20 protein-coding genes and 1 pseudogene are annotated in these 22421 nt (G+C 72.2%); 9 read left to right on the top strand and 12 right to left on the bottom strand.

From position 1 onward, the window contains the following. The first annotated feature begins 263 nt into the window (after positions 1-263). Both ACIBUY_RS40040 and ACIBUY_RS40035 read left to right on the top strand, forming a co-directional pair. Positions 264-923, top strand: coding sequence for a response regulator transcription factor (locus ACIBUY_RS40040; RefSeq protein ID WP_399155297.1), 660 nt, complete (start codon positions 264-266; stop codon positions 921-923). Beyond that, positions 920-2281 (top strand): sensor histidine kinase, encoded by a 1362-nt coding sequence (locus ACIBUY_RS40035; protein ID WP_399155296.1) that lies wholly within the window; start codon positions 920-922, stop codon positions 2279-2281. The genes ACIBUY_RS40040 and ACIBUY_RS40035 overlap by 4 nt, the downstream gene beginning before the upstream one ends. Positions 2282-2307: 26 nt before the next feature. Here ACIBUY_RS40035 and ACIBUY_RS40030 read toward each other — a convergent pair. Beyond that, positions 2308-2751: pseudogene (locus ACIBUY_RS40030) on the bottom strand (hypothetical protein); the annotation flags it as partial. Between the two features lie 173 nt (positions 2752-2924). On the opposite strand from ACIBUY_RS40030, the gene ACIBUY_RS40025 reads away from it, so the two are divergent. Continuing rightward, entirely contained in the window at positions 2925-3980 is a 1056-nt protein-coding gene (locus ACIBUY_RS40025) for a sodium-dependent transporter (RefSeq protein WP_365576466.1), read from the top strand. Positions 3981-4264: 284 nt separating this feature from the next. Here ACIBUY_RS40025 and ACIBUY_RS40020 read toward each other — a convergent pair whose 3' ends face one another. The 5 genes from ACIBUY_RS40020 to ACIBUY_RS40000 all read right to left on the bottom strand — a co-directional run bounded on the left by ACIBUY_RS40020 (position 4265) and on the right by ACIBUY_RS40000 (position 7631). After that, positions 4265-5221 (bottom strand): M56 family metallopeptidase, encoded by a 957-nt coding sequence (locus ACIBUY_RS40020; RefSeq protein WP_399155295.1) that lies wholly within the window; start codon positions 5219-5221, stop codon positions 4265-4267. Further along, the gene (locus ACIBUY_RS40015; RefSeq protein ID WP_365576462.1) at positions 5218-5598 is read right to left on the bottom strand and encodes a BlaI/MecI/CopY family transcriptional regulator; all 381 of its coding nucleotides are present in this window, start codon (positions 5596-5598) and stop codon (positions 5218-5220) included. The genes ACIBUY_RS40020 and ACIBUY_RS40015 overlap by 4 nt, the downstream gene beginning before the upstream one ends. A gap of 64 nt (positions 5599-5662) precedes the next feature. Continuing rightward, the gene (locus ACIBUY_RS40010) at positions 5663-6343 is read right to left on the bottom strand and encodes a phosphatase PAP2 family protein (RefSeq protein ID WP_365576460.1); all 681 of its coding nucleotides are present in this window, start codon (positions 6341-6343) and stop codon (positions 5663-5665) included. Continuing rightward, the gene (locus tag ACIBUY_RS40005) at positions 6340-6936 is read right to left on the bottom strand and encodes a phosphatase PAP2 family protein (protein WP_365576458.1); all 597 of its coding nucleotides are present in this window, start codon (positions 6934-6936) and stop codon (positions 6340-6342) included. The genes ACIBUY_RS40010 and ACIBUY_RS40005 overlap by 4 nt, the downstream gene beginning before the upstream one ends. Then, positions 6933-7631, bottom strand: a complete 699-nt coding sequence (locus ACIBUY_RS40000; protein ID WP_365576456.1) for a DedA family protein — start codon at positions 7629-7631, stop codon at positions 6933-6935. The genes ACIBUY_RS40005 and ACIBUY_RS40000 overlap by 4 nt, the downstream gene beginning before the upstream one ends. Positions 7632-7746: 115 nt before the next feature. Here ACIBUY_RS40000 and ACIBUY_RS39995 point away from each other — a divergent pair, with 115 nt between their 5' ends. Next, a complete protein-coding gene (locus tag ACIBUY_RS39995; RefSeq protein WP_365576454.1) occupies positions 7747-8127 on the top strand; it encodes a BlaI/MecI/CopY family transcriptional regulator in 381 nt (126 codons plus the stop codon). Continuing rightward, positions 8124-9077 carry a M56 family metallopeptidase gene (locus ACIBUY_RS39990; protein ID WP_399155294.1) on the top strand — a complete coding sequence of 318 codons (954 nt, stop codon included), beginning with the start codon at positions 8124-8126 and terminating at the stop codon, positions 9075-9077. The genes ACIBUY_RS39995 and ACIBUY_RS39990 overlap by 4 nt, the downstream gene beginning before the upstream one ends. A gap of 19 nt (positions 9078-9096) precedes the next feature. Here the strand turns inward: ACIBUY_RS39990 and ACIBUY_RS39985 are convergent, their stop codons facing one another. The 3 genes from ACIBUY_RS39985 to ACIBUY_RS39975 all read right to left on the bottom strand — a co-directional run bounded on the left by ACIBUY_RS39985 (position 9097) and on the right by ACIBUY_RS39975 (position 12128). After that, complete coding sequence (locus tag ACIBUY_RS39985) at positions 9097-9603, bottom strand: hypothetical protein (RefSeq protein ID WP_399155293.1); 507 nt, start codon at positions 9601-9603, stop codon at positions 9097-9099. Positions 9604-9725: 122 nt separating this feature from the next. Beyond that, positions 9726-11399: a discoidin domain-containing protein gene (locus ACIBUY_RS39980; protein WP_365576448.1), complete on the bottom strand. Its 1674-nt coding sequence runs from the start codon at positions 11397-11399 to the stop codon at positions 9726-9728. A 237-nt stretch (positions 11400-11636) separates the two neighbouring features. Further along, positions 11637-12128: a hypothetical protein gene (locus ACIBUY_RS39975; RefSeq protein ID WP_399155292.1), complete on the bottom strand. Its 492-nt coding sequence runs from the start codon at positions 12126-12128 to the stop codon at positions 11637-11639. Between the two features lie 409 nt (positions 12129-12537). Here ACIBUY_RS39975 and ACIBUY_RS39970 point away from each other — a divergent pair, with 409 nt between their 5' ends. After that, positions 12538-13305 (top strand): DUF3472 domain-containing protein, encoded by a 768-nt coding sequence (locus ACIBUY_RS39970; protein WP_399155291.1) that lies wholly within the window; start codon positions 12538-12540, stop codon positions 13303-13305. A gap of 21 nt (positions 13306-13326) precedes the next feature. Here the strand turns inward: ACIBUY_RS39970 and ACIBUY_RS39965 are convergent, their stop codons facing one another. After that, complete coding sequence (locus ACIBUY_RS39965) at positions 13327-14442, bottom strand: DUF5937 family protein (protein ID WP_399155290.1); 1116 nt, start codon at positions 14440-14442, stop codon at positions 13327-13329. 99 nt (positions 14443-14541) lie between these two features. Here ACIBUY_RS39965 and ACIBUY_RS39960 point away from each other — a divergent pair, with 99 nt between their 5' ends. After that, positions 14542-15792 carry an ATP-grasp domain-containing protein gene (locus ACIBUY_RS39960; protein ID WP_399155289.1) on the top strand — a complete coding sequence of 417 codons (1251 nt, stop codon included), beginning with the start codon at positions 14542-14544 and terminating at the stop codon, positions 15790-15792. Next, the gene (locus ACIBUY_RS39955) at positions 15789-17069 is read left to right on the top strand and encodes an MFS transporter (protein WP_399155288.1); all 1281 of its coding nucleotides are present in this window, start codon (positions 15789-15791) and stop codon (positions 17067-17069) included. The genes ACIBUY_RS39960 and ACIBUY_RS39955 overlap by 4 nt, the downstream gene beginning before the upstream one ends. On the opposite strand, the gene ACIBUY_RS39950 is transcribed toward ACIBUY_RS39955, so the two are convergent. Further along, positions 17014-20913 (bottom strand): glycoside hydrolase family 2 TIM barrel-domain containing protein, encoded by a 3900-nt coding sequence (locus tag ACIBUY_RS39950; protein WP_399155287.1) that lies wholly within the window; start codon positions 20911-20913, stop codon positions 17014-17016. The two genes, ACIBUY_RS39955 and ACIBUY_RS39950, sit on opposite strands and share 56 nt — an antisense overlap. A 218-nt stretch (positions 20914-21131) precedes the next feature. Between ACIBUY_RS39950 and ACIBUY_RS39945 the strand changes: the two genes are divergently transcribed. Further along, the gene (locus ACIBUY_RS39945; RefSeq protein WP_399155286.1) at positions 21132-21593 is read left to right on the top strand and encodes an SRPBCC family protein; all 462 of its coding nucleotides are present in this window, start codon (positions 21132-21134) and stop codon (positions 21591-21593) included. 61 nt (positions 21594-21654) lie between these two features. On the opposite strand, the gene ACIBUY_RS39940 is transcribed toward ACIBUY_RS39945, so the two are convergent. Next, positions 21655-22305 (bottom strand): DUF6226 family protein, encoded by a 651-nt coding sequence (locus ACIBUY_RS39940; protein ID WP_399155285.1) that lies wholly within the window; start codon positions 22303-22305, stop codon positions 21655-21657. Between the last annotated feature and the right edge of the window lie 116 nt (positions 22306-22421).

Raw genomic sequence — 22421 nt, 5'->3', positions numbered from 1 at the left:
CTCGTACTGGATGTACTTGGGTCTGCGCCCGGTGCGGCGAAGGGGGCACCTCCCTGCTCGAGGTTGTTCGAGAGCTTGGGGGCGCGTGCCAGACGCCGTGAGGCTGGGGGCACCTCCCAGCGTTAGCTGGGGGAGGGAGTTTGAAGACACGCCCTAGGGCGAAGGTGCTCCTGGCCCCGTGACGGAACGTTCCGGGCCCCGTTATCGTCTACACACATGTAGACGGCCTGCTGGGCGGTCCGCACGCGACCCGACGGAGAACCATGCGCCACAAGATCCTGGTCGTCGAGGACGATCACGCCCTGCGTGACGTCCTGCTGCGGGGGCTGCGCGAGGAGGAGTTCGATCCGCTGCCCGCCGCGGACGGCGCCACCGCGCTGCGGCTGGCGACCGGCGACCTCGCGGCCGCCGTGCTCGACGTGGGGCTGCCGGACGCCGACGGGCGCGACGTGTGCCACGCCATGCGGGCGAACGGACTCACCTTTCCCGTCCTGTTTCTGACGGCCCATCACCGGCTGTCCGACCGGCTGTCCGGGTTCTCGGCGGGCGGCGACGACTATCTGCCCAAGCCGTTCCACCTGGCGGAACTCGCCGCCCGGCTGCGCGCGGCCCTGCGGCGGGCCCCCGCGCCGCCCAGCCGGGCGGGAGACCTGACGCTGGACGCCGTCCGCCACCGCTGCCGCGTCGGCGACACCGAACTCGCCCTGGCACCGACGGAGTTCCGGCTCCTCGCCGCCCTGATGGCGACGGACGGGGGCGTGGTGCGGCGGCGCGACCTGGTCAGAGCGGGCTGGCCGGAGGGCGCCCGGGTCAGCGACAACACCCTCGACCAGTATCTGACCCGGCTGCGCCGCAAGCTCCGGGACGCGGGCAGCACGCGTACCGTCGCCACCGCCCGCGGGATCGGCCACCGCCTGTCATGACCGCCGTGCCGCACCGCCTCCTGCCCCGCACCCTGCGCGGCCGGCTCTCCCTGGTGGCGCTGACGACGGCCACGCTCCTGATCACGGTGCTCACCGTCGCGTTCAACGCGGTGGTCCGCCAGCGCCTGCACCACCAGGCGGACGACGAACTGCACGCCCGGTCCGCGGCGGTCGCCACCACGGTCGACACCAGCGGCCCGGCCGTACGCGTCCACGAGGGCGCCCACGACGACCTCCTCGACAGCAACGTCTGGATCTACGACGGCGCACGCCTGGTGGAGCAGCCGCCGAACACCACCGCCGGGAGCCCGCTCGGCACCGCCGCCCACGGGCTCATGGCGCGCGACAGCCCCGCCTGCGTCACCGTGGACACGCACGGGGCGACCCGGCTCTGCTCCCAGCGCCTCACCGGCCGGACCGCCGACGCCACGATCGTCACCGCCCTCGACCTGTCCCCCTACACCGGCTCGGCGGACACCCTGCTGTTCGGCTCCCTCGCCCTCGACGTCGTCATGCTCGCCTGTACCTACACCCTGACCCGTCTCGCCGTGGGCCGTGCGCTGCGCCCGGTGGGCACGATGACCGACCAGGCCGCCCAGTGGAGCGCCGTCGCCTCCGGCGAGCGCTTCGGCTCCGTGGGCCGACCCGCCGAACTGGCCCGTCTCGGCTCGTCGTTGGACGCCCTCCTCAACCGCATGGGCACCCTGCTGCGGCACGAGCAGCAGCTCACCGCGGAGCTCTCCCACGAGCTGCGCACGCCGCTGAGCCGGATCGTCGCCGAGCTCGACTGGTGGCGGTCCCGTCCCCGGACGGCCGCCGAGACCAGGGCCGCGCACGACGTCATCGCGCAGTCGGCCGCGTCCATGCTCAGCATCTGCGACACGCTCCTGAGCGACGCCCGCGCCGGCACCTCCCCCGCTCCCGGATCCGCCCACGCGCTGCCCACCCTGCACGAGATGGCCCAACACCTCGATGTTCCGGGCCACTTGACGCTCACCGTCACCGGCCCGGACACCATGCCGGCCGCCGGTGTCCCCGCCGCCCTCCTGGAACGTACGGTCAGCCCCCTGCTCGCCAACGCCCTGCGGCACGCCCGCACCCGGGTGCTCGTGCACGCCGGCCACGACGCGGACGGCGTGCGCATCGACGTCACCGACGACGGTTCCGGCGTGCCGCCGTGCTTCGTCGAGCACCTCTTCCTGCCCGGCCGCCGCGCCGACCCCGCCGACGGGCACGACGGAGCGGGCCTCGGCCTTCCGCTGGCGCGGCGCCTGGCCCGCTCCGTCGGCGGGGACGTGCGCCACGACGAACAGCACGCCCCCGGGGCTCGGTTCACAGTGACACTGCCGCTCGCCTGACCGCACGTGGAGTGAAGCGACCAGGCGGCCTGGCGGTCCCGTCGCGCCGCCTCGGTGACGTCCCTGCGTGTCCTCGCCCGGAAGACGACCAGGGCGGAGATAACCGCCAGGAACAGCACGCTCGTCACGACCGTGCCGAGGCCGAGCCCGCCGTCCCCGGTGGGCTGCGAGAGGTGGTCGCCCGTCGAGGCACCCAGGGGGCGCGTCAGCACGTACGCGATCCAGAAGCTCCACACCGCGTTCAGGCCGAGCGCGAAGTGCGCCGCCGCGACGGCGCCGATCGCCAGGGCGAACAGGACCGCGGACAACCAGTACCCCACCGCCATCCGCTCGGCGACCAGGTCACCGGCGGCCGTGCCCAGCGGCACGCCCATGTTGTCGGTGAGGTTGTCGCTGACGAGCGTGCCGACGACGCTGATCAGGGCCACCGCCGTCCAGTAGACGCCCGCACGGTAGGCGTTCGTACGGAAGAGGTGCCAGAGGTCTCGGAGGTCTCAGAGATTTCGGAGGTCTCGGAGGTCTCGGAGGACTCGGAGATTTCGGATGTCATGGGACCCGACGCTGTCATCGCGAACCTGAACGCATCCTGACCACCGCGTGGCCCGGCCTGCGCTCCGCGGCCCGCGCCCGCAGCATGATGGTCATGAACTCCCGTACCGACGGGGCCACCCACCTGCTGCGCCGTCACCTGGGGTGGGCCGTGTGCCTCGCCTATCTCACCGCGCTGCTGTTGCCCGGTCCCGGTGTGTGGCTGCGCCACCCGCACCTCGTGCCGCTCGGCCCCGGCCGCCACCTGTCCCTGCACACGGCCGCGTCGCTGCTGTCGCTCGTACTGTTCTCGGCCGGACTCCAGGTGCCGGTGCGGTCGCTGGCCCGGCTGCTGCGCCGGCCGGGCGTCGTCCTGACCGGCGTCGCCCTGCACCTGGCCGCCCCGCTGCTGATCATCCCGCCGCTCGTGTTCCTGATGCGCGGCACGCCCGACGCCGACGGCGGCAGCGGTCTGGTCACCGCGATGATCCTGATCGTCGCGATGCCCGTCGCGGCCGGGGCGACGGTGTGGACCGGCAAGGGACAGGGCGACCAGCCGACGACAGTGGGCCTGGTCCTGGCCTCCACCCTGGTCAGCCCGCTCACCATCCCGCTGACGGTACGGGTGCTCGCGCCGCTCCTCGGCGGCGGGTACGCGGACACCCTGGCCGCGGCCGGACGCACCCTGCACGGCGGCTTCGCGCTCACCGCGGTCGTACTGCCGTGCGCCGCTGGCCTGTTGTGCCGCTGCCTGCTGCCCGGCCGGTGGGCCGAAGGCCTCGCCGTCCGGGTCGCCCCCGCCGCCTTGGTCGGCTCGCTGCTGCTGACGTACGTGAACGCGAGCGGGGCGCTGGGCTCGTTCGTCGCCCATCCGCGCCCGCTGCTGTGCGCGGCGGCCGTCACCGTGGCCGCTCTCGTGTGCGCGCTCTCCTTCGCCCTGGGGCGGTTCACCGCCCGGGTCCTGCACCTGGACGCGCCGGTCGCCTCGTCGCTCACGCTCGCGTGCGGGATGAACAACAGCAGCGCGAGCGCCGTCCTGCTGACCACGGCACTGCCGGACAAGCCACATCTGCTGCTGCCGGTCCTGGCGTACGGGCTGCTGCAGAAGACGGCCGCGAACCGGGTGGTACGGGCGCGTGTTCGGGGCGGGCCCTGTGCCGCTCCGTCCTGAGTCGCGTCGACGAGCCGGCAAAGAGGAACGAATCCGGGGGTGGCCCGGGTTCGTCTTCCATCTGAGTTCGTCGTCCGGTGTGCCGCCGTACCTGCTGCTCGTCCATCAAGTGCGGGGCGGACTCCTGCTCGGCTATCCGGTGCCGGGCGACCGGCTGCCGCTGATCCGTGAGGTGGTCGGCGAGCCGGCGATCGACCCGTTCCCGAGGAGACGCAGGGGCCGCTCCGGTCCGGCCTCACCGTTCACCCTTCGCCCTTGGCCCTTGGCCCGTCACCCGTCACCCGTCACCGCGAGTCCGCAATCGCTTGCGCCCGGCGGACGTTCAGATGCAGGTCCTCCACGGAATCCGCCGCTGTCGCCGCCGTGAGGGCGAAGCAGCACACCAGGCCGGCGGCGACGGTCGCCCGCCACACGCGTCGCCGCACGGACGGAGCCGGGTGGCCGACCTCGATGAGGGCCCTGACGCGGCGCGGCACCGCGCCGCCCGCGGTGGCCAGGATGGCCCCGCGGCGAGCCGCGGGGCTCTTGGCGTCGTGCGCCGCGAGGGCGGCCCGGCCGATGGCCCGGGCCGCGAGCCCCCGGTCGCCGACCGCGCGTGCGGCGTCCTCGTCGGCCCAGCGTTCCAGCGCGTACGCGAGCGGTTCCCGCAGGCCGAGGAGTGCCGGGTGCAGGCGGGCGGCGAGTTGGCCCGCCGCGAGGAACCGGTGGTGCTGGCCCGCGAGGTGGGCCCGTTCGTGGGCGAACAGTGCCTCGCGCTCGCCGGGCGGCAGCGAGCGCAGCATCGCGGAGCTGACGACGATGTGGCCGGGTTTCCCGCGGCGGCCGGGAAGCGCGTAGGCGTACGGGAACTCGTCCGGGCGGACGGACAGTTCGGTGCCGGTCGGGCGGACGGTTCGCTGGTCGGCACGCACCTCGCGATGGTGGCGACTCATGGTCCGGGCGACCTGGGCGATGCCGGTGAGCAGCAGTGCGAGGGCCACGGGTGCGGCCCACAGGGCGGGCGAGGTGTGTCCGGGCAGGTGCCGCGGGTCGAGGGCGAAGGCGGCGGCGACCGGCCCCAGCTGGAGGACGCCGAGTACCGCGAGGGCGCTCACGGAGACGGTGCTGCAGCAGGCGAGCAGCACGGTGCCGACGACCAGGATCCGGGCTGCGCGGACCGGGGCGCCCCCAGCGGTGACGTGCCGCAGGGCGGGAACGGCGAACAGCGGGGCGAGCAGCGGGAGCCAGACCGCGTAGATCACGTCCGGGTTCCCTCGTCGCCCTCCAGCAGGGCGCGCAGCATGTCCTCGTCCTGGGGACTGAGGTCGGAGACGAACCGGGCGAGCACGCTGCCCCGGTCGTCGCCCCGGTCGAGCTCCGCGTGCATGCGCAGGGCGTGGAGTCCCGAGTCGTCGGTGACGGGGGCGTAGGCGTATCCGCGTCCCTGCCGGGCGCGACGCACCGTCCCCTTTTCGAGCAGGCGCGTCAGGATCGTGGTGACGGTGGTCCGCGCGAGGTCGGCGTCCAGGGCTTCGCGCACCTCGCCGGGCGTCAGGGGCCGGTCGACCGCCCACAGTGCGGCCAGGATACTTGCTTCGAGTTCCCCGGCCGGCCGGCGGTCGCCCTGCTGCTCCGTCATGGCTCGCATTCTGGCAGACGGGTCGAACACGCGGAGGATCCGTTCGGCTCGGCGTCGTCGTGGGTCATCTCCGCTCGAGCGGGCCCACCAGCGCGACGAGGAACGCGAGACAGGCGACCGCCAGCAGCCACCCGGCGAGGACGTCGCTCGCCCAGTGCACGCCGAGGTAGATCCGGGTCAGTGCGACGCAGACAGCCCAGACCACGGCGACGACGCGTACGCAGCAGGCCACGGTTCGGTGCGCCGTCGCGGTCACCGCCCAGCACACAAGTCCCGCGGTGAGCGCGGCAGTTGTGGTGTGTCCGGAGGGCATCGAGAAGCCCGAGGCGTGCGTGGCCCAGTCGGAGCGCGGGGGCCGGGGTCTGCCGATGAGGCTCATCGCGGCGAGGCGAACGCCCTGCCCCGCCAGCAGCAGGGCCACGGCGGCAAGACCGCGGATCAGCCGGGGGCGGAGTGCGGTGCCGGTGAAGAACCCGGCGGCGAAGCAGATCAGGCAGGGCCACACCGACGTGCCGCTGTCGGTGACGGCGCGCGCCACGCTCACCGCCGCCTGCGGGCGGTGGGTGAGTGACCATGTGTGCAGCGCGCTGTCGCCCGCCATGAGTCCGTCGCCGGAGACGAGGACCGCTGCGGTCACCGCCGTCGCAAGGAGGGTGGCGATGCCGCCGGTCCACCACAGGAACGCCGGCTGCCGCGCGCGATGGCCCACGCCGTGCGCGGATGGCTCAGCGGCCCGCGCACTCATGGGGTCAGGACCTCGGAGGGGGTCGTGGCACTCGCATGGCGGCGGCTGACGAAGTGGAGGAGTACGCGCATCAGGACGAGGGCGACGACCGCGCCGACGACGAGTCCGGCCAGCGCGTCGTGCGGATAGTGCGCGCCCACCCAGACGCGGGAGAACGCCATGAGCAGTGCGGCGGGCACGGCGAGGAGAGCGAGCCTGCGGTCGACGCACCACAGGGCGGCGGCGGCCGCGGCCGCGATCGCCGCGTGGTTGCTGGGGAAGGACCAGTCGCCGGCGCCCGGGCACGCCTGCAGCGGCGTGACGTGCAGGACCTGGCAGGGGCGTGCCTCACGCAGGACGCTCTTGACGACATCGTTGACCCCGAAGGCCACGACGACGGCCAAGGGGGCGGCCAGGGACGGCAGTTGGGACCTCCCCTCGGCGCGCGCACGCAGCCAGGCCCAGATCAGCAGGGCGGCGAACAGGACAAGGCCCCAGTCCGACCAGAGCGTGATGAGCGTGTTCACGGCGTCCGGCGTGTGATCGGTCAGGTGGGCGATCCCGCTGTAGAGGGAGTCGTCGAAGAAGGCCGCGGTGGCGGTGCGGGCGGTCACAGGTGCTCTCCTGCGTTCGGTGCGTGCGGCGTGATCGTGCGCTGCCGGTTCTTGCGGCCGCGGAGGATCTCCAGGGCGAGGGGGATCAGGGAGACGATCACGATGACGGCGACGAGGGGCAGCAGGTAGCGGTCGACGTTCGGGACGGAGGAGCCGAGTGCGTATCCGGCGAGCACCAGGCCGACCGTCCACACGGTGCCGCCGACGACCTGCCAGAGCGCGAAGGTGCGGGCCGGCACGTCCAGGGCGCCCGCCAGCGGGTTGAGCACGGTGCGCACGACGGGCACGAAGCGGGCGAGGACGACGGCCTTCGCGTGCCCGTACCGGGTCAGGAGTTCTTCCGCGCGCTGCGCTCCTTCCTGGAGCCGCCGGGACCGGCTGCGGGCCAGCAGGGCACGGCCGCCGCGCCGCCCGATCCCGTACCCGGCCTGCGCACCGGCCAGGGCACCCACGACCGAGGCGATCAGCACCTGCGGCAGGGAGAGGTGAATGTCGCCGGTTCCGGAGACGCACAGGAGCCCCGCGGTGAAGAGCAGGGAGTCGCCCGGCAGGAAGAAGCCGATCAACAGGCCGGTCTCGGCGAAGAGGACGACCGCGACTCCCACCGCACCGAAGGCGGACAGCAGGGAACGGGCGTCCAGGACATTGACCGCGAGCGGGTGCACTGCGGCGGTGACGCACGCATCCAGGCACATGGGCACGCCGAGTCCTTCCGTAGGGGATGCGCGCCAGGCACCGGAGCACCTCGACGTCTACACCCGAGTAGTCGGTCTACGTCACTGTAGACGTTCTTCTGCCACACTGAGTTCCATGGCTGAGGAGACCGCGAGCCGCCGCCCGTCCGGCGAGCTGGAAGCAAAGGCTTTGGCGTGCCTGTGGGGAGCGGGCCGTCCGCTGACTCCGGGAGAGCTGCGCATGCAGCTCGGGGGCGCACTGGCCCGCACCACCGTCACGACGATCCTGAGCCGCATGTACGAGAAGGGCGTCGTGGTCCGCTCCCCCGCGGGGCGCGGTTTCGCCTACGCGCCCGCGTCCGACGCCCCGGGGCTGACGGCACGCCGCATGCACGCCGAACTCGACCGCGGCGAGGACAGGAGCAGCGTCCTGGCCCGTTTCGTCTCCGACCTCAACGAGCAGGACGAGGAGACACTTCGGGCACTCCTCTCCGGCATGGGAGGATCTCCGGCGTGATTTTTGCCGTGTGGTTGCCGCTGGTCGTGCCGCTGCTGGCCGTGCCCGTCGCCCAGCGCGTCACGGCACGGCTCTCGCCGCGGGCCGCGGTGTGGACCCTGACGCTGACGGCCGCGGCGCTGGCCGTCTGCAGCACGCTGGCGCTCGGCACGTTGCTGCTCGCCGGCGCTCTGCGCCTGGCCTCGGTCGCCGCGCTGGAGGACATTCAGCCGCACTGGCTGGGAGCCGAGTCCTGGTGGACCGTGCCCGCCGCGATCGCGGCGGGCGGTGCGCTGGCGGCGAGCACGGGGATCGTGGCCCGGCGGCTGCTGCGGCAGTGGCGTGAGCTGCGCGAGGCCCGGGCATCCAGCGGGCCGGCGGCCGGTGATCTGAGCGTGGCCGCGCACGACCATCCCTACGCCTACGCGCTGCCGGGGCGCTTCGGCCGTCGCGGGACCGTCGTCGTGAGTTCGGCGATGCTTCGCGCGCTCTCCCCCGCCGAGCAGGAGGCCCTGTTCGCCCACGAACGCGCGCACCTGCGCGGGCGGCACCACCTCCACCTGAGCGCGGCGCAACTGACGGCGGCCGCGCATCCGGTGCTCGGTGCGCTGCGCCGCCCGATCGCGTTCCACCTCGAGCGCTGGGCGGACGAGTCGGCGGCGACGACCGTCGGGGACCGCGTGCTCACCGCCCGGGCCATCAGCCGAGCCGCCCTCGCCGCGCACGACTCCCGTACGCGGCCGAGGCAGCCGGGCCCGGCCCTGGGAGCGACCTCGGGCCCCGTGCCCCAGCGCGTCCTCGCCCTGCTGTCACCCGCGGCCGATGCGCGCGGGCTGGTCGCCGGGCGCGCCTGGCGGGCGGTCGCCGCCGCGCTGCTGTGCTGCCTGGCCGTCTCGGCCGGGAGTGCGCTGCACGCCGTGGTCGATCTCCATGCGCACGTGGAGACGGCGGAGAGCCACCGGGCCCCTTGAACCCGGGCCGGTCCAGGGTTCAGCGGCCGGACGACAGGCGCCGGGCACAGGCCCGGACCAGCTCCGCGAGGAACCCGAGGACGAGGACCGCCTCGGCGACCGGAAGCGAGCGGCCCGACGCGTCGGTGCGGAGCGTCTCGGCCAGGCTCTGGCCGGGGAGGAACGCCAGAGCCGTCAGCGTGACCGCGACGAAGCAGAGCACGTACGACGTGCCCGCCGCGACGACCGGGCGCAGGACGCCGGTCGGCGACAGCGGGCGCCCTGCCAGTCGCCAGGCGAACACGGCCCCGCCCACGAGGGCGAAGGCGAGCCAGCCGTAGTTCGTCGTACTGAATCCGTTGATGCCGTGGTAGTCGAAGTGGCGCCCGGCGCCGACCGCGAGATTGACGAGCGCGGCGGCGCCCAGCGCCGTGAACCACGGCCAGGTGGCGATGAGTTGCCGTGGCCCGGGCAGTCCCCCGCTCCGGTCGCCCGTCGGGGGTGAGGTCGTCCGCGCCGTGTCGTGGGAGGTGCCGGATCCCGTCATGTGGGGCCTCTTGTCGTCGCTTGCCTACGAGATCCACGGTGGCGCGACACGCGTGACGGCACATCGGGGATGACCCCGAAGCGACCCCGACATCGGCCTCCGGGGTCATCCGGGGGCGCCGGTCACGCGTCGGAGTGAACCTCCAGGGCGGACAACTGGCCTGCGGGCCAGCCCGTGTTGGCGGTGAACTGCAGTCGTAGGTGGCGGGTGGTCGGGGCGGGCAGGGCCAGGGTCACCGTGTTGCCCTTCGCCGGGTCGAAGGTGTGGCCCGCGGAGGCGAGCAGCGTGGTGAAGTCGCTGCCGTTGGTGCTGCCGAGCACCGCCAGGGTCTGGGTCCGCGTGGCCCACGCCGGGTCCGGCGGCAGGGACAGGACGAGGCGGCGGATCGTCGTCGTGGCGCCGAGGTCGACCTGGAGCCACTGCGGGAAGGCGTTGTTGGCGCTCTCCCAGTACGTCCGCGGGTCACCGTCCACCGCGTTGCCCGGCCCATAGGCCTGGGTGGTGCTGGAGGCGGTCGCCGGTCTGTGCAGGGCGAGGTCGCCCGGCGGCGGCGTGGTCCCGCCGAGTACGGGGAGCGTCGGGCGCACCTCGGTGAGCGGGAGTTGGCCCTTCAGCATGCGGCCGCCGTCGCCGGTGAGCCGCAGGTAGTAGTCCGCGGAGCACGCGGTGCCGTCCTCGTCCAGGCCGAGGAAGCCCGAGTCGGTCGGCACGTGGGCCGTGCTCTCCGCGGTCTTGGCGATCTGGTTGCCCTCGTTGTACTCGTCGAACATCGAGATGTAGATGCCCTGGGCGCCGACGCGGACCATGTTGTAGAACTGCCGCCACATGAAGTCGCCGTGGACACGCTGGCGCGACTGGACGTCGCCGGGCAGCACGCACGGCTGGTAGTCGATGCCGTGGGCGTTGCACTCGGCCTGGTCCGGGGTGTTGACGTTCGCGTAGAAGCGATCGGTGTCGGCGATGTTCCCGATCCGGCCCACCATCCACGGCGAGAGCATGTCGAACGCGTGGTAGACGTCCTGGTAGCCGACGCGGGAGTCCTCGGTGCCGGTGCGCCAGTGGGTGGGCACGCCGCCCATCACGTAACAGCCCTGGGACTTGAACCAGTTGACGACTTCGAGGCAGTCGGCGGCCGGCCACGTCTTGTCGGGTTCGTTGAAGCCGAAGCCCCAGATGCCGACGACGGGCCTGCCGTTCTGGACGGCGTAGGCGGGGGACGCGGTGTGGGCGCGCATCTTGTTCGTCCAGTCGGCCGGCAACTCGCTGCGCATGTTCGCCCAGCCGGTGGCGTCGTACATGATGTAGAACTTCCGGCCGTGGCTCTCGGCCGCGCTGCGCACCTTGGCGGCCATGGCGTCGCGGGTCGCGCCCTCGGAGCTGTTCGGGTTGAAGCGCTGGAGCGCGGCGGTGTCGATGCCGTTCTCCTGCAGCCACCGGAAGTGGGTGTCGACCGTCTGCTGGTCGTACGAGGAGAAGAGGGTCGCGGGGGCGCCGTTGCCCAGGTTCGCGAACGACGTGGGGTATCCGCGGGTGTAGTCGCGCATGTCGGGCCAGGCACGGATGGCCTTGTTGGCCGGGGAGGGCGACTGGCCCCAGTTGCCCGCCCAGTGCCACCAGCCGTCGATCGGCGCTCCGTCGCCCTTGCAGGCGAACCAGCCCTGGTAGCCGACGGTGATCCGCCCGACGACGTCCCCGGGCGGGGACGCGGCCACCGCGCGGCCCGCGGCGGAGAGGCCCGCGACGGCCACACCGCCGGCCAGTGCGGACTTGATGACGGAGCGCCTCGACAGGGTCATGGGGGTTCTCGCCTTCCATGGGGGGCGGGGGCATGACAACTTTGCGAGGGCATGGCGAAGGTTTCAAGGTGGGTGAGCGCAAAATATCTACTGCAGCACTCAATTTACGTACACGACAAGGGAGTTGCAGGATCAGACCGGGGTCGACCCCCGGACGCGCAACAGGCCGGGCACGCCGTGGAGTCGGCGTGCCCGGCCCGTCCGTACCGCGCGGTCACCCGCGCCGAACACCCTCGGTCAGTCGAAAACGAAGGGGCCCGGCGCCTGGGGGGAGGTCGCGGTGCAGGTGGCGGTGATCCCGAAGACCACGACGGTGAGCGACGTGGCCTCCAGGCTGTCGCCCGGGGCGACGGTCCCGGTGAGCGGTCCGGTCGACACCGGGCTCCCGGCGGGGATGGCCGGGTTGGAGTTGCCGGTGAACTTCACCTCGCCCGTGCCGTGGTTGGTGAGGCTGAGCGTCGAATTGACGGAGCCCGCACCGACGTTGACGGGCGCGGTGATGGCGGACGTGGACAGTTCGATCGTGGCGGAGGTGCCGCTCTGCGAGGCAGTGAGCGTCGCGTTGCCGGATCCGAAGCTGCCGCAGTCGAAGTCGATGGTGGCGGTGGTGGGGGTGACTGCGCCCGCGGTGGGGGCGAGCGCGAGTACGCCGACGGCGGCCAGACCGGCGCCGATGGCGGTGCACAGGCCGATTCGGGTCGTGCCACGGGGACGCGTTCCATGTCTCATGGGGGTTGCCCTTCAGGTGGGGGGAGGTCGTTCCCTGGCGGGCGTTGCGGCGGGCGCTCCGATGGGTGCGGGTGCGGCCGCCCAACGCCGTGCGGGTGCTGCAGTTCTGACGTTCAGTCAGAAGCGATCGCCCGGCCATTGAGGCACTCCCGCCCCGAGACAGCAAGGCACACGGCCACCCGACTTGACATGGTGCGATCAATTCTGGCCTTGGTCGCGAAGCGCCGATCCAGTAATCGCTTTCATGCCTCTCTCGACGTCACATGCACGGGACACCGAGAACGTGCTCTGGTCACAGCAAGCGTTTACTGCCAGTCTGTGCCCCGCAGTTCGGGTGATTCACCAGTCACCGCGACGGAACACCAGTCAACTCGACAGGACACCAGTCATCACGACGGGAGGCCTCCTCGTGGCCGGACGGACGGTACGTCTTCAACGACTCAAGCGGATGGGCCAGTTGGCGGGGGTGGCGGCCGCCGCGCTCGTGCTCACGCTGCAGAACCCGGCTCCGGCGGCGGCAGCCGTGACGCCGGGGCACATGATCAACGCGTACACCCGGGTCGACGGGGCCCCCGCCGACGGCCTGACCAGCATCAGTTACCACATCACGATCAACAAGCAGCCCGACGCCAAGGGGTACTTCTTCGCCCAGGCCTTCTACTTCAAGAACGGCCAGGTCGGCTACATAGGTCTCCAGCCGCGGGTCAACGCCACCGAGCCCAACCGGGCGTTCTTCAGCGTGTTCGGTGCCGGTACGACGGACAGCGACGCCAACTGCAATCCGGGCGCCGACGGCGGCGAGGGCACGAGTTGCAACATCGCCTACGACTACGTGACGGGACGTCAGTACCGGCTGAAGATCCAGCAGTTGTCGGCCCGGGTCTGGGAGGGCATCGTGTACGACACGGTGACCGGTGCGACGCAGCACATCGGGACCTGGACGGTGAGTACGGCGGCCGGACTGCTGAAGCCGACCGGCGTGGCGTTCGTCGAGCACTTCCTGCCGGTCGCGGACTGCGACTCCATCGCTCCCGCCTCGGCGTACTTCTCCGATCCGCAGGGCAACGGCAGCACGTACTCGGGCACGACCACCAGCGCGGTCACGCTCGGCGCGTGCAAGGCGAAGGCGTCCTACTCCATCGGCTCGACGGGCTTCACCTCGACGACGGGCGGCTGAGTCACCCCTCCCGGGGGCCTGTCACCGCAGGATCGACTCGAGGAAGTCACTGCCGAGGCGCGCGACCACGGTGACGTCCAACTGGTACTGGACGTACCGCCCGTGCCGCCGCGTGGTGAGCATCTCGGCCTGGCGCAGGGCTTTCAGATGGCGGGACACCTCGGCCGCCGTCATGCCGAAGCCCTTCGCCAGTTCGGTCGTCGTGTACGGGGCGCGGGCCAGGGCCCAGCACAGGCGTATCCGGGCCGGGTGGGCGAGTGCCGTCAGGCGCTTCTCCATCAGCTCCGACGTGCCGGGCCCCGGTCTCAACTCCGCGGTGGCGACCGGGTATTCGACGACGGGTCGCCAGCCCGGCGCGTGCCGAACGATCAGGTGGGGCCGGCCGAACGCGGTCGGGACGAACGTGAGGCCGGGCTCGACGCCCGGCTGCACGGCGTCCGTGCGCGCGTGGGCCAGCGTGTCGACGGTGATGCGCCTGCCCCGCGGGTCCTCCTCCAGGGCGACGGCCGGCGACACCGCGCGCAGCGCGTCGCCCAGGCTCCTGTGGCGCAGCAGATCCGTCTTCTCCCGTGCGTCGGCGGCCAGTTGGGGACGCACGCGCTCCCAGGCGTCGGCGAAGAACGCCTGCTCGCAGTCCTCCAGGAGGCGACGGATCCAGGCACGGACCCCGCCCGGGTCCGTCAGCAGGTGGTGGGCGAAGTCGCGTTGCCGTGGTCCACGTGCGGACGCTCGCTCCAGGGCGGCGTCCCGTGCCGCCGCGTCCACCAGCGGGGAACGCCCGCCGGCGGTGCGCAGCTCGCACCCGGCGGTGTTGATCTCCAGTGCGGCGTCGACGAAGGTCTGGTCGTCGAGCTGGTCCAGCTCGTCCAGTTCCTGCGCCAGCGTGGCCGACGGCATCGGGCGCCGCGGCAGCAGGATGTCGGAGCGCGTCGACCGCCACAGGAACTCCGCCTCCACCAGCCGGGACTGCAGGTCCGGCTTGAGCGCCGCGGCCGTCGTCGTCACCCAGCCGTGCGCGCCCGGGTGGTGGGCGGGTTCCGAGAGTACGTGCAGCGCGGCGGACAGCTCGGCCAGCGGGGACGGTCCGAAGACGATGCGTTCCTGCGGCAGCCCGGTGATGTCGATCTGTACGCCCATGGCCTCCATGGTGCACGCGGCCGCCGCCACCCGCCGTCCCGATTAGCAGAGTTGGCCAATCGGGAGGCCAACACACCCGATCATGCGCACCGTTGGGACATGAACACCACGACCGCACCCCGCATCCTGCTCATCGGCGGCACTCCCCAGCACGTGCGCAAGGCCACGGAGCACGGCCTGGACGTGGTGCTCGTCCAGTACCCGGACGCGTACGACCGCGAGCACGGGCCCTGCGTCGATCAGGCCCTACTGCTCGACTACGGCGATCTGGACCAACTCCTGCCTCTTGTACGGGTGTTGCACGAGGCCCATCCCTTCCTGGCGGCCGTATCGCTGTACGAGCTCGGGCTGCTGTCCGCGGCGCGGGTCAACGAGGCGCTCGGGCTGCGCGGCGAGTCCGTCGGGACGGTCGAGCTGCTGATGGACAAGTGGCGGATGCGGCAGCACCTGGACGCGAAGGGCATCAGCCCCGTGACGTCCGCGGTCGGCCGGTCCGCCGAGGACGTACGGGAGTTCGTCGCCGCGCACGGGCTGCCCGTCATCGTCAAACCGGTCCGCGAGTCGGGCAGCCTGGGGGTGTTCCGCATCCAGGACCCGGCCGACGTCGAGGCCGTCGCCGCACGGTACCGCTCCCTCCACGACCAGGACTGGTCCCTCGGTGACGTGGCCTTCGCCGACTCGTTCGACGCGTTCCTCATGGAGGAGTTCCTGGACGGCCCCGAGATCAGCGTGGAGACCCTGACCTTCGACGGACGGCATGTCGTCGTCGCGGTCACCGACAAGGAGACGGGCGGTTCCGGATTCGTCGAGCTCGGGCATGCGCAGCCCAGCGCCCACTCCCCCGAAACGCTGGCCGGGGCACGGCAGTTGGTGGTGGACTTCCTCGACGCGGTGGGGCTGCGCAGCGGGCCCGGGCACACCGAGGTCAAGCTGACCTCGCGCGGCCCGCGCATCATCGAGTCGCACAACCGCATCGGCGGCGACCGCATCAACGACCTGACCGAGATCGCGTACGGCGTCGACATGGAACGGTACGCGCTGGGTGCGGCCCTCGGTGTGCCGGAGCCGCTCGCCGCATCGCCGCTGCCGCGGGGCGGAGCGGCCGTCCGGTTCCTCACGCCGGAGCCCGGCAGGGTCGTGGCGGTGACCGGGGTCGACGCCGTGCGCGCGGACCCGGCGTGCGTCGACCTCCGCCTGTCGGTCGGGCCGGGTTGCGAGGTGCCGCCGCTGACGTGGAACGAGGACAAGGTCGGTCATGTCGTCGCGCGTGGCGCCACCGCCGCCGAGGCGGTCGCCCACAGCAGGCGCCTGGCCGCGTCGGTCCGCATCCACACCGAGCCCGCCGGATGAGCACCGGGGCGCGGGCCCGGCCGGGCGGCGGCGAGCAGCGGTTCCGTGACGCGTTGCGCGCTCTGCCCGGCCGGGTCTGGATCATCAGTCTCGGCATCCTGGTCAACCAGGTCGGCAACTTCCTGCCCGTCTTCCTCGTGCTCTACCTGACCGAACGCGGCTGGTCGGCCGGTGCCGCGGGGCTCGTCCTCGGCGCGACCGGCGTCGGCAAGGTGCTCGGCAACGCGGTCGGCGGGCAGCTCGCCGACCGGATCGGCCGGCGCCGGACCATCGTGCTGTCCGCGGTGAGCACCTCCGCCCTGACGGCGCTCGTGCCGTTCCTCGGGCCGCTGCCGCTCATCGTCACGGTGGTCGGGCTGATCGGCGTGACGTCGCAGGTCTACCGTCCGGCCGCGGCCGCGGTGCTGCTGGACTCCGTGGCGGCCACCGACCGCCAACGGCTCGCCGCCTTCGGGGTGTTCAGGTTCGCGATGAACGTGGGCGCGGCCCTGGGCGGGGTCGTCGGCGGCGTCCTGGCCGGCACGTCGTACGTGGGCCTCTTCCTCGGCAACGCCGCCGCGTGCCTGTTGTTCGGCGGGGTCGTGGGGGTGCTGCTGCGGGACGCGCCGCCTCGGCCGGGGACCGACGAGGACGCCCCGAAGGCGCGTGCGGCCGGGTACCGGCAGGCGCTCGCCGACCGCACGCTGACGCGGTTCCTGCTGATGACGGTGCTCGCCGAATTCGTCTACGTCCAGTCCACCGTCGGGCTGCCGCTGCACGTGGCCGACGTGGGGCTGAGCGAGCGCGACTTCGGTCTGCTCATCGGGCTCAACGGACTGCTGGTCCTGGCCCTGGAACTGCCCCTCACCGGCGCGGTCGCCCGGTTCAGGCCCGAGTACGTCCTGGCCGTCGGCAATCTGATCACCGGGGCGGGCCTGGCGCTGACCGGATGGGCGACCGGCATGCCGGCACTCGCCGCGACCGTGCTCGCCTGGACGCTCGGCGAGATGCTGACCAGCTCCCTCTCCCAGGCTTACCTGGGACGTCTGGCCCCGCCCGGGATGGTCGGGCGCTATCAGGGGCTGCACGGCGTCGCGTACACGACGGGCACGGGCGCGGGACCGCTCGTCGGCGGCGCCGTGTACGCGGTCGGCCCGTGGGCGCTGTGGGCCGTGGTCGGCGTGGCGGGCCTGCTGTCCGCACAGCTCGGCCTGCCCCGCCGACCACGCGGCTCCGCTCCGGTCACCGCACCGCTGTCGGCCTCCGGGACATCCACGTCGCCCGGTCCACGTCCGTGATCAGCCGCAGCCGGTACGTGTACGCGTAGTCCCGGTCGGCGAACAGCTTGTACGCGTCGTGGGTGTGCGCGCCCCAGCTGTTGTCGCCGCCGATGCCCATCTGCCGGTGGTTGACGCGCAGGACCACCTCGTCGCGCGGTGTGAGCTGGTAGTCGTGGCGCGCGCCGACGGAGAGGTCCTCCGGCGTGACGTGCGAGGCGTTGACCTCCAGGAGGCCGTCGCCCCACACGAGCAGTCCGCGCCCGCGCCGGTCGGTGAGCGCGGCCCAGCGCACGTCCGTCTTGTTGCCGTTCTCCTGCGGCCGCAGGTACGGGGTCCACTGGTCGCGCACCGTGGAGGTCCAACTCCCCACGTCCGTACCGTCGTTGCGGTCCCAGTGGTTCTCCTCGGGCCCGCGGCCGTAGTAGTGCAGCTGCTCGAAGTCCCCCGGGAGGTGCAGGATCGTGCCGACCTCCGGGATGTAGGGGAGGTTCGGGGCGCCCGGGTGGAGGGTGTTGTCGACCTTGATCTCGCCGTTGCCGAAGACGGTGTAGACCGTGCTGTACGACGACTCGGTGGCCGTCGGCAAGGTGCCCTTGACCGTGATCTCGACGGCGCGGTCACCGAGGGCGCGGACCGTCACGCCGGTGACCTTGCGCCGTGCGCCCGCGTCCCGCCAGGTCTGGTTGCGGGTGTGCTGGCCGTTGCCGCGGTCGTTGTCGGTCGGGGCGCGCCAGAAGTTGGGGACGGCGCCCGACAGGAGCAGCGCGGTGCCGTCCGACTCGAAGGTGGTGAGGAGTCCGGTCGCCTTGTCGACGACGGCCTTGAGTCCCTTCCCGGTGACGGTGACCGCGGCGGATCCGTCCTCGTACGACACGACGGGTACGTCCGCCAGCGGTACGGGGACGACGTCCGGACTCCCTGCGTCGAGGGGCAGTTGGACGCGAGCCACCTCGAAACCGGCGTCCGCCCACGGGGTGCGTTCCCTGGTCGTGAAGGAGAGCTGGAGGAAGTACTCGGCGCCGGGGGCAGGATCGGCCGGCAGGCGCACCGGCACGGTGATGTCCTTGCTGCTCAGCGGTGCCACGTCGAGCTGGTCCCGGCCGAGCTTGCCGCGCCCGACCACCTTGCCGTCCCGGGCGAGTTCCCACCTGCCGTCCCAGGCACGGAGGTTGGTGAAGAGGTTCTCGTTGGTGAGGGTGATCTCGCCGGGAGCGCCGCCGTCCTTCGCGGTCACGCCGATCGCCTGGTAGATCCGCTTGACCTCGGCGGCCTTCCCGGTGAGACGACGGTCGGGCAGGATGATGCCGTCGGCACAGAAGGCGCCGTCGTTGGGGTTGTCCCCCCAGTCACCTCCGTACGCCTCGAAGGTCTTGGCTTCCGGCTTCTTCACCTCGTGGGCGACCGTTTCCGCGTCGAACCAGAAGCGCACGCCGTCGTCCTTCGGGCCCCGCCCTTCGTCGGCGAGTTCGGCGGCGCTCAGCGCGCGGGCGTGGACCCGGGCCCGGCGGATCGTGCCGCTGAACTCCCTTGTCTGGTTGTCGACTTCGCCGCCGAGCGACAGGGGCGCGGTGTTCGGGGTCGGCGTGCGGGTGGTCGTCTTCGTGGCCTTGGCCGCGCCGTCCACGTAGAGGGTGAGCGTCCCCGCTTCCGCGTCGAAGACGCCCGCGACGTGGTGCTCGGTCCCCGTCCAGCCGTCGTCCGGGGTGGTCCAGGACGCGGTGACCCACTGGCCGTCCGAGTGGAAGAAGAACTCCAGGCTGTTCCCGGACTGCTTCAGCGCGTAGTGGGTGTCGCCCTTGGCCAGGATCGGCTGGTGGGAGTAGGGCACGTGCGGGGTCACCCAGGCCTCCAGGGTGAGCGAGCCGCGCAGGTCGAGGCGCTCGTCGCGGGCGAAGACGGTCGCCCCGGCCACTCCCTTCTCGCGGCTGAACGAGCCCGAGGGATTGATGACTTCGCCCTTCAGGCCCAGCGGTCCCGTCTCGGTGAGCAGGGCGCGGGCCGGGGTCGGCCAGTTCAGCGCCTGGTCGACGAAGTCCCAGATCCAGCCGCCCTGCAGGACGTCGTGGCGGCGGACCACGTCCCAGTACTCCTTGAGGTTGCCGGTCGAGTTGCCCATCGAGTGGGCGTACTCGACCATCACGTACGGCCGGGTGTCGGAGGTGTCCTTGGCCCGGGCCTCCACGCTGCTCGGCGACTCGTACATCTTGGAGCGGATGTCGCTCACGCCCGGCCGGTCGTCGCCCTCGTAGTGGATGACGCGGGTCGGGTCGTAGCCGTGGATCCAGTCGTGCATGGCCTGGAACGCGGAGCCGCTGCCCGCCTCGTTGCCGAGCGACCAGATGACGGCGCTGGCGTGGTTCTTGTCGCGGTGGACCATGTTCTGTGCGCGGTCCACACACGCCTTGGTCCACGCCGCGTCGCTGGTCGGGTACTTGTCGCGGATGCCGTGCGTCTCCAGGTTGGTCTCGCCGACGAGGTACAGGCCGTACTCGTCGGCGAGTTCGAGCCAGAGCGGGTTGTTCGGGTAGTGGGACGTACGGACGGAGTTGATGTTCATCCGCTTGATGAGCGTGATGTCCTCGACGAGGTCCGCGCGGGTGAGGGCCGTGCCGCGGTCCGGGTGCATCTCGTGGCGGTTGGTGCCGCGCAGGGAGACGGGCTGCCCGTTGATCCGCATCAGCCCGTCCCGCAGGGCGAACTCACGCAGTCCGACGCGGTGCGAGAGCGTCTCGACGACCTTGCCCGAGGGGTCACGGAGCCGGAGGACGGCGGTGTAGAGGTAGGGGCTCTCGGCGGACCAAAGACGCGGTGAGGGAACGGACTTGGCGCCCTGGACGCTCACCTCGGAGTCGGTGAGCGCGGCGGTCTGCGTCAGCGGACGCGTCCAGACGGCGTGCCCACCGGCGTCGTACAGCTGCGTCTCGACGGTGTACGTCGTCCCCGCGGCGTCGCCCGCGTAGTCCCGCACGTGCGCCGTGACCGACAGGTCCGCCGAGGTGTGGCCGTCGCCGAGCGGGGTCTCGATCTTGAAGTCCCGCAGATGGACCGTCGGCGTCGAGAACAGGTACACCGACCGGAAGATGCCACTGAGGCGGATCATGTCCTGGTCCTCGAGCCAGTCCCCGTCCGAGTAACGGTAGACCTCGACGGCCACCTGGTTCGTGCCGTCCTTCAGATACGGGGTGATGTCGTACTCGGCGGGCGTGTAGGAGTCCTCGTGGTATCCGGCCAACTGCCCGTTGACCCAGACGTAATGGGCCGACTTGACGCCTTCGAAGTGCAGGAAGGTCCGCCGGCCCGCCCAACCCTTCGGCAGGGTGAAGCTGCGCCGGTACTGTCCGACGGGGTTGCGGTGGGTCGGTGCGGCGGGCGGCTGGGCGTTCTCGCCGCGCCCGTTGGGGCCCCACCACGGATAGGTGATGTTGACGTAGACGGGGGCGTCGTGCCCGTGCAGCTGCCAGGCCGACGGGACCGGGGTGGTCTCCCAGCCGGAGTCGTCGAGGTCGGTGCGGTAGAAGTCGTCGAGCTTGTCGGCGGGGCGCTCGACGTACGCGAACTTCCAGTCGCCGTCGAGGCTCTGCCGGTACGCGGATCTGGTGCGGTCCGCGGCGAGGGCCCGCTGGACGCTCTCGTACGGCATCAGGGTGGTGTGCGCGGGCTCGGTGCCGAGGCGGAAGACGTCGATGTGCCCGTTCCACTCGTCACCGGTGGCGGTGACGCCCTCCCCGGCTCCCCCGGCATCCGCGGCGGCGAAGGCCCGGGATCCGGGCAGCACACCGGGCAGGGCGAGCGCGCCGAGCACGGCTGCACCTGCTCCCAGAAGGCGACGACGGCTGACGTACATGCTGTGCGGGTGCGGCATGACTGTGCCCTTCCTCAAGTGCGGACATGCAACTGGTGAGGCCAGGAACGCCTGTTGAGCCGCGCCCACCCTAGAAAGAGAACACAACCGAGACAATATCGACGTCAGATTCTGTCGCTTCCTGAGCGCTGACGGGGTGCTGACGGCAGGGCCGGGTGTCCGTCACTGTGGAGGCCGCTCTCCATGGCTCAATTCCATGGTTCAGAAGGGGACTTCGCGTGCCGTCGACCGACCTGCAGCACACGTTCCGCGTCGCCGCGCCTCCGGAACAGGTCTTCGCCCATCTGTCGGAGCCGTCCCACTACGTGGGTCTGTCACCGTTGCTCGTGGCGGTGCGTGACGTCCGTACGACGGGAACGGCCGTGCGCTACACGGCAGTCGAGCGGTTCCGGTTCCTCAAGGTGCTGCGGCACGACAACCTCATCGAGGTCACGCTCCTGGCCGCGGCGGACGGGCTGCCCCGGTCCGCCGAGATCTCCGGCGAGGTCCGCAGCCCCGGCCGGGTCCGGATGGACTACCGCTTCACCATCGAGCGGGACCCGTCCGGCAGCGTCGTCACCGACGCGCTGCACCTGCGTACTCCCCCGGGCCTGCTCCGCTTCGCCGCGTCCCAGGCGGGTGCGGTGCAGCAGGCACGGGCCCGGATCCTGGCGCAGCGGCTGGCGCCGGGAACGGCCTGATCCGGCCACTCCCGGCGCCGCCCCTGCGCGGGCCGCCCGGATCGCACCCGGGCCGCCCGCGTCACTCCCAGGCCGGCCCGGACACGACACCGTGCGGCGACCGCCCGGCCCGCGCCTCGGCCACCGCCTCCTCGACCGGCGTGCGCGCCTCGTCCCAGTTGCTCGCCGACCAGCCCTCCTCCGTGGCGATGATCTCGCGGCCCCGCCCGGCGTCGACGTGCACGAAGGTGCCGGTGGCCACGGCTTCCACGAGCTCGTCGACCGCTTCCAGGAGATTGGCGGAGCCGTCGTCACAGGCGTCGCAGCCGCAGTCCGGGAGCACCCCGAGCACCGAGGCCGGCTCGCCCGCCCCCACCACGACGACCGTGCGGGGCACCCCGTCCATGGCCGCGAACCCGAACACCAGCGGCACCGCGTCCGCCCGCACCGGGCGCAGCCGGACGGCACTCTCGACGGTGACGTCGGTCGCGCGCCGCCACAGCCCCACGGGATCGGCGGCGGGCTCCTCCTCGGCGAGGCCGAGCGTGCACAACGCCCGCGTCCACGCCTGGGCGCGGGCGGCGATGATGCGGTACTTCGCGGGATCCAGGCACCGCGAGTACTCCTCGTCGCGGACATCGCCGTCGGGGTGCGGATCCGGCCAGGGCGGGGTGTCGGCCCCGGTGACGGTGAACGCCTCGTCGACTGCCCCGCGGAGCACAGTGAGATCCATACCGGGACTCTACGCACGGGCCCGCGGACCGGCTCGGGGCGCACAGGCCCTCGACCGCACGGCCCGTCCCCGGTCGCGCGGACCCCTCGGCCGCACGGGTCCTCGCCGGTCGCACG

This window comes from Streptomyces sp. NPDC050085, assembly GCF_044460595.1.
Taxonomy (GTDB): Bacteria; Actinomycetota; Actinomycetes; order Streptomycetales; family Streptomycetaceae; genus Streptomyces.
Note: the sequence above shows the minus strand (reverse complement) of the source record. Positions and strands in the feature narration are given on the sequence as shown.

Bases quoted from the DNA above. Each gene is read 5' to 3' on its own strand.
- ACIBUY_RS40040 (WP_399155297.1), top strand. From the start codon at position 264: ATGCGCCACAAGATCCTGGTCGTCGAGGACGATCACGCCCTGCGTGAC.
- ACIBUY_RS40035 (WP_399155296.1), top strand. From the start codon at position 920: ATGACCGCCGTGCCGCACCGCCTCCTGCCCCGCACCCTGCGCGGCCGG.
- ACIBUY_RS40025 (WP_365576466.1), top strand. From the start codon at position 2,925: ATGAACTCCCGTACCGACGGGGCCACCCACCTGCTGCGCCGTCACCTG.
- ACIBUY_RS40015 (WP_365576462.1), bottom strand. From the start codon at position 5,598: ATGACGGAGCAGCAGGGCGACCGCCGGCCGGCCGGGGAACTCGAAGCA.
- ACIBUY_RS40010 (WP_365576460.1), bottom strand. From the start codon at position 6,343: ATGAGTGCGCGGGCCGCTGAGCCATCCGCGCACGGCGTGGGCCATCGC.
- ACIBUY_RS40000 (WP_365576456.1), bottom strand. From the start codon at position 7,631: ATGTGCCTGGATGCGTGCGTCACCGCCGCAGTGCACCCGCTCGCGGTC.
- ACIBUY_RS39995 (WP_365576454.1), top strand. From the start codon at position 7,747: ATGGCTGAGGAGACCGCGAGCCGCCGCCCGTCCGGCGAGCTGGAAGCA.
- ACIBUY_RS39985 (WP_399155293.1), bottom strand. From the start codon at position 9,603: ATGACGGGATCCGGCACCTCCCACGACACGGCGCGGACGACCTCACCC.
- ACIBUY_RS39980 (WP_365576448.1), bottom strand. From the start codon at position 11,399: ATGACCCTGTCGAGGCGCTCCGTCATCAAGTCCGCACTGGCCGGCGGT.
- ACIBUY_RS39975 (WP_399155292.1), bottom strand. From the start codon at position 12,128: ATGAGACATGGAACGCGTCCCCGTGGCACGACCCGAATCGGCCTGTGC.
- ACIBUY_RS39965 (WP_399155290.1), bottom strand. From the start codon at position 14,442: ATGGGCGTACAGATCGACATCACCGGGCTGCCGCAGGAACGCATCGTC.
- ACIBUY_RS39960 (WP_399155289.1), top strand. From the start codon at position 14,542: ATGAACACCACGACCGCACCCCGCATCCTGCTCATCGGCGGCACTCCC.
- ACIBUY_RS39955 (WP_399155288.1), top strand. From the start codon at position 15,789: ATGAGCACCGGGGCGCGGGCCCGGCCGGGCGGCGGCGAGCAGCGGTTC.
- ACIBUY_RS39950 (WP_399155287.1), bottom strand. From the start codon at position 20,913: ATGCCGCACCCGCACAGCATGTACGTCAGCCGTCGTCGCCTTCTGGGA.
- ACIBUY_RS39940 (WP_399155285.1), bottom strand. From the start codon at position 22,305: ATGGATCTCACTGTGCTCCGCGGGGCAGTCGACGAGGCGTTCACCGTC.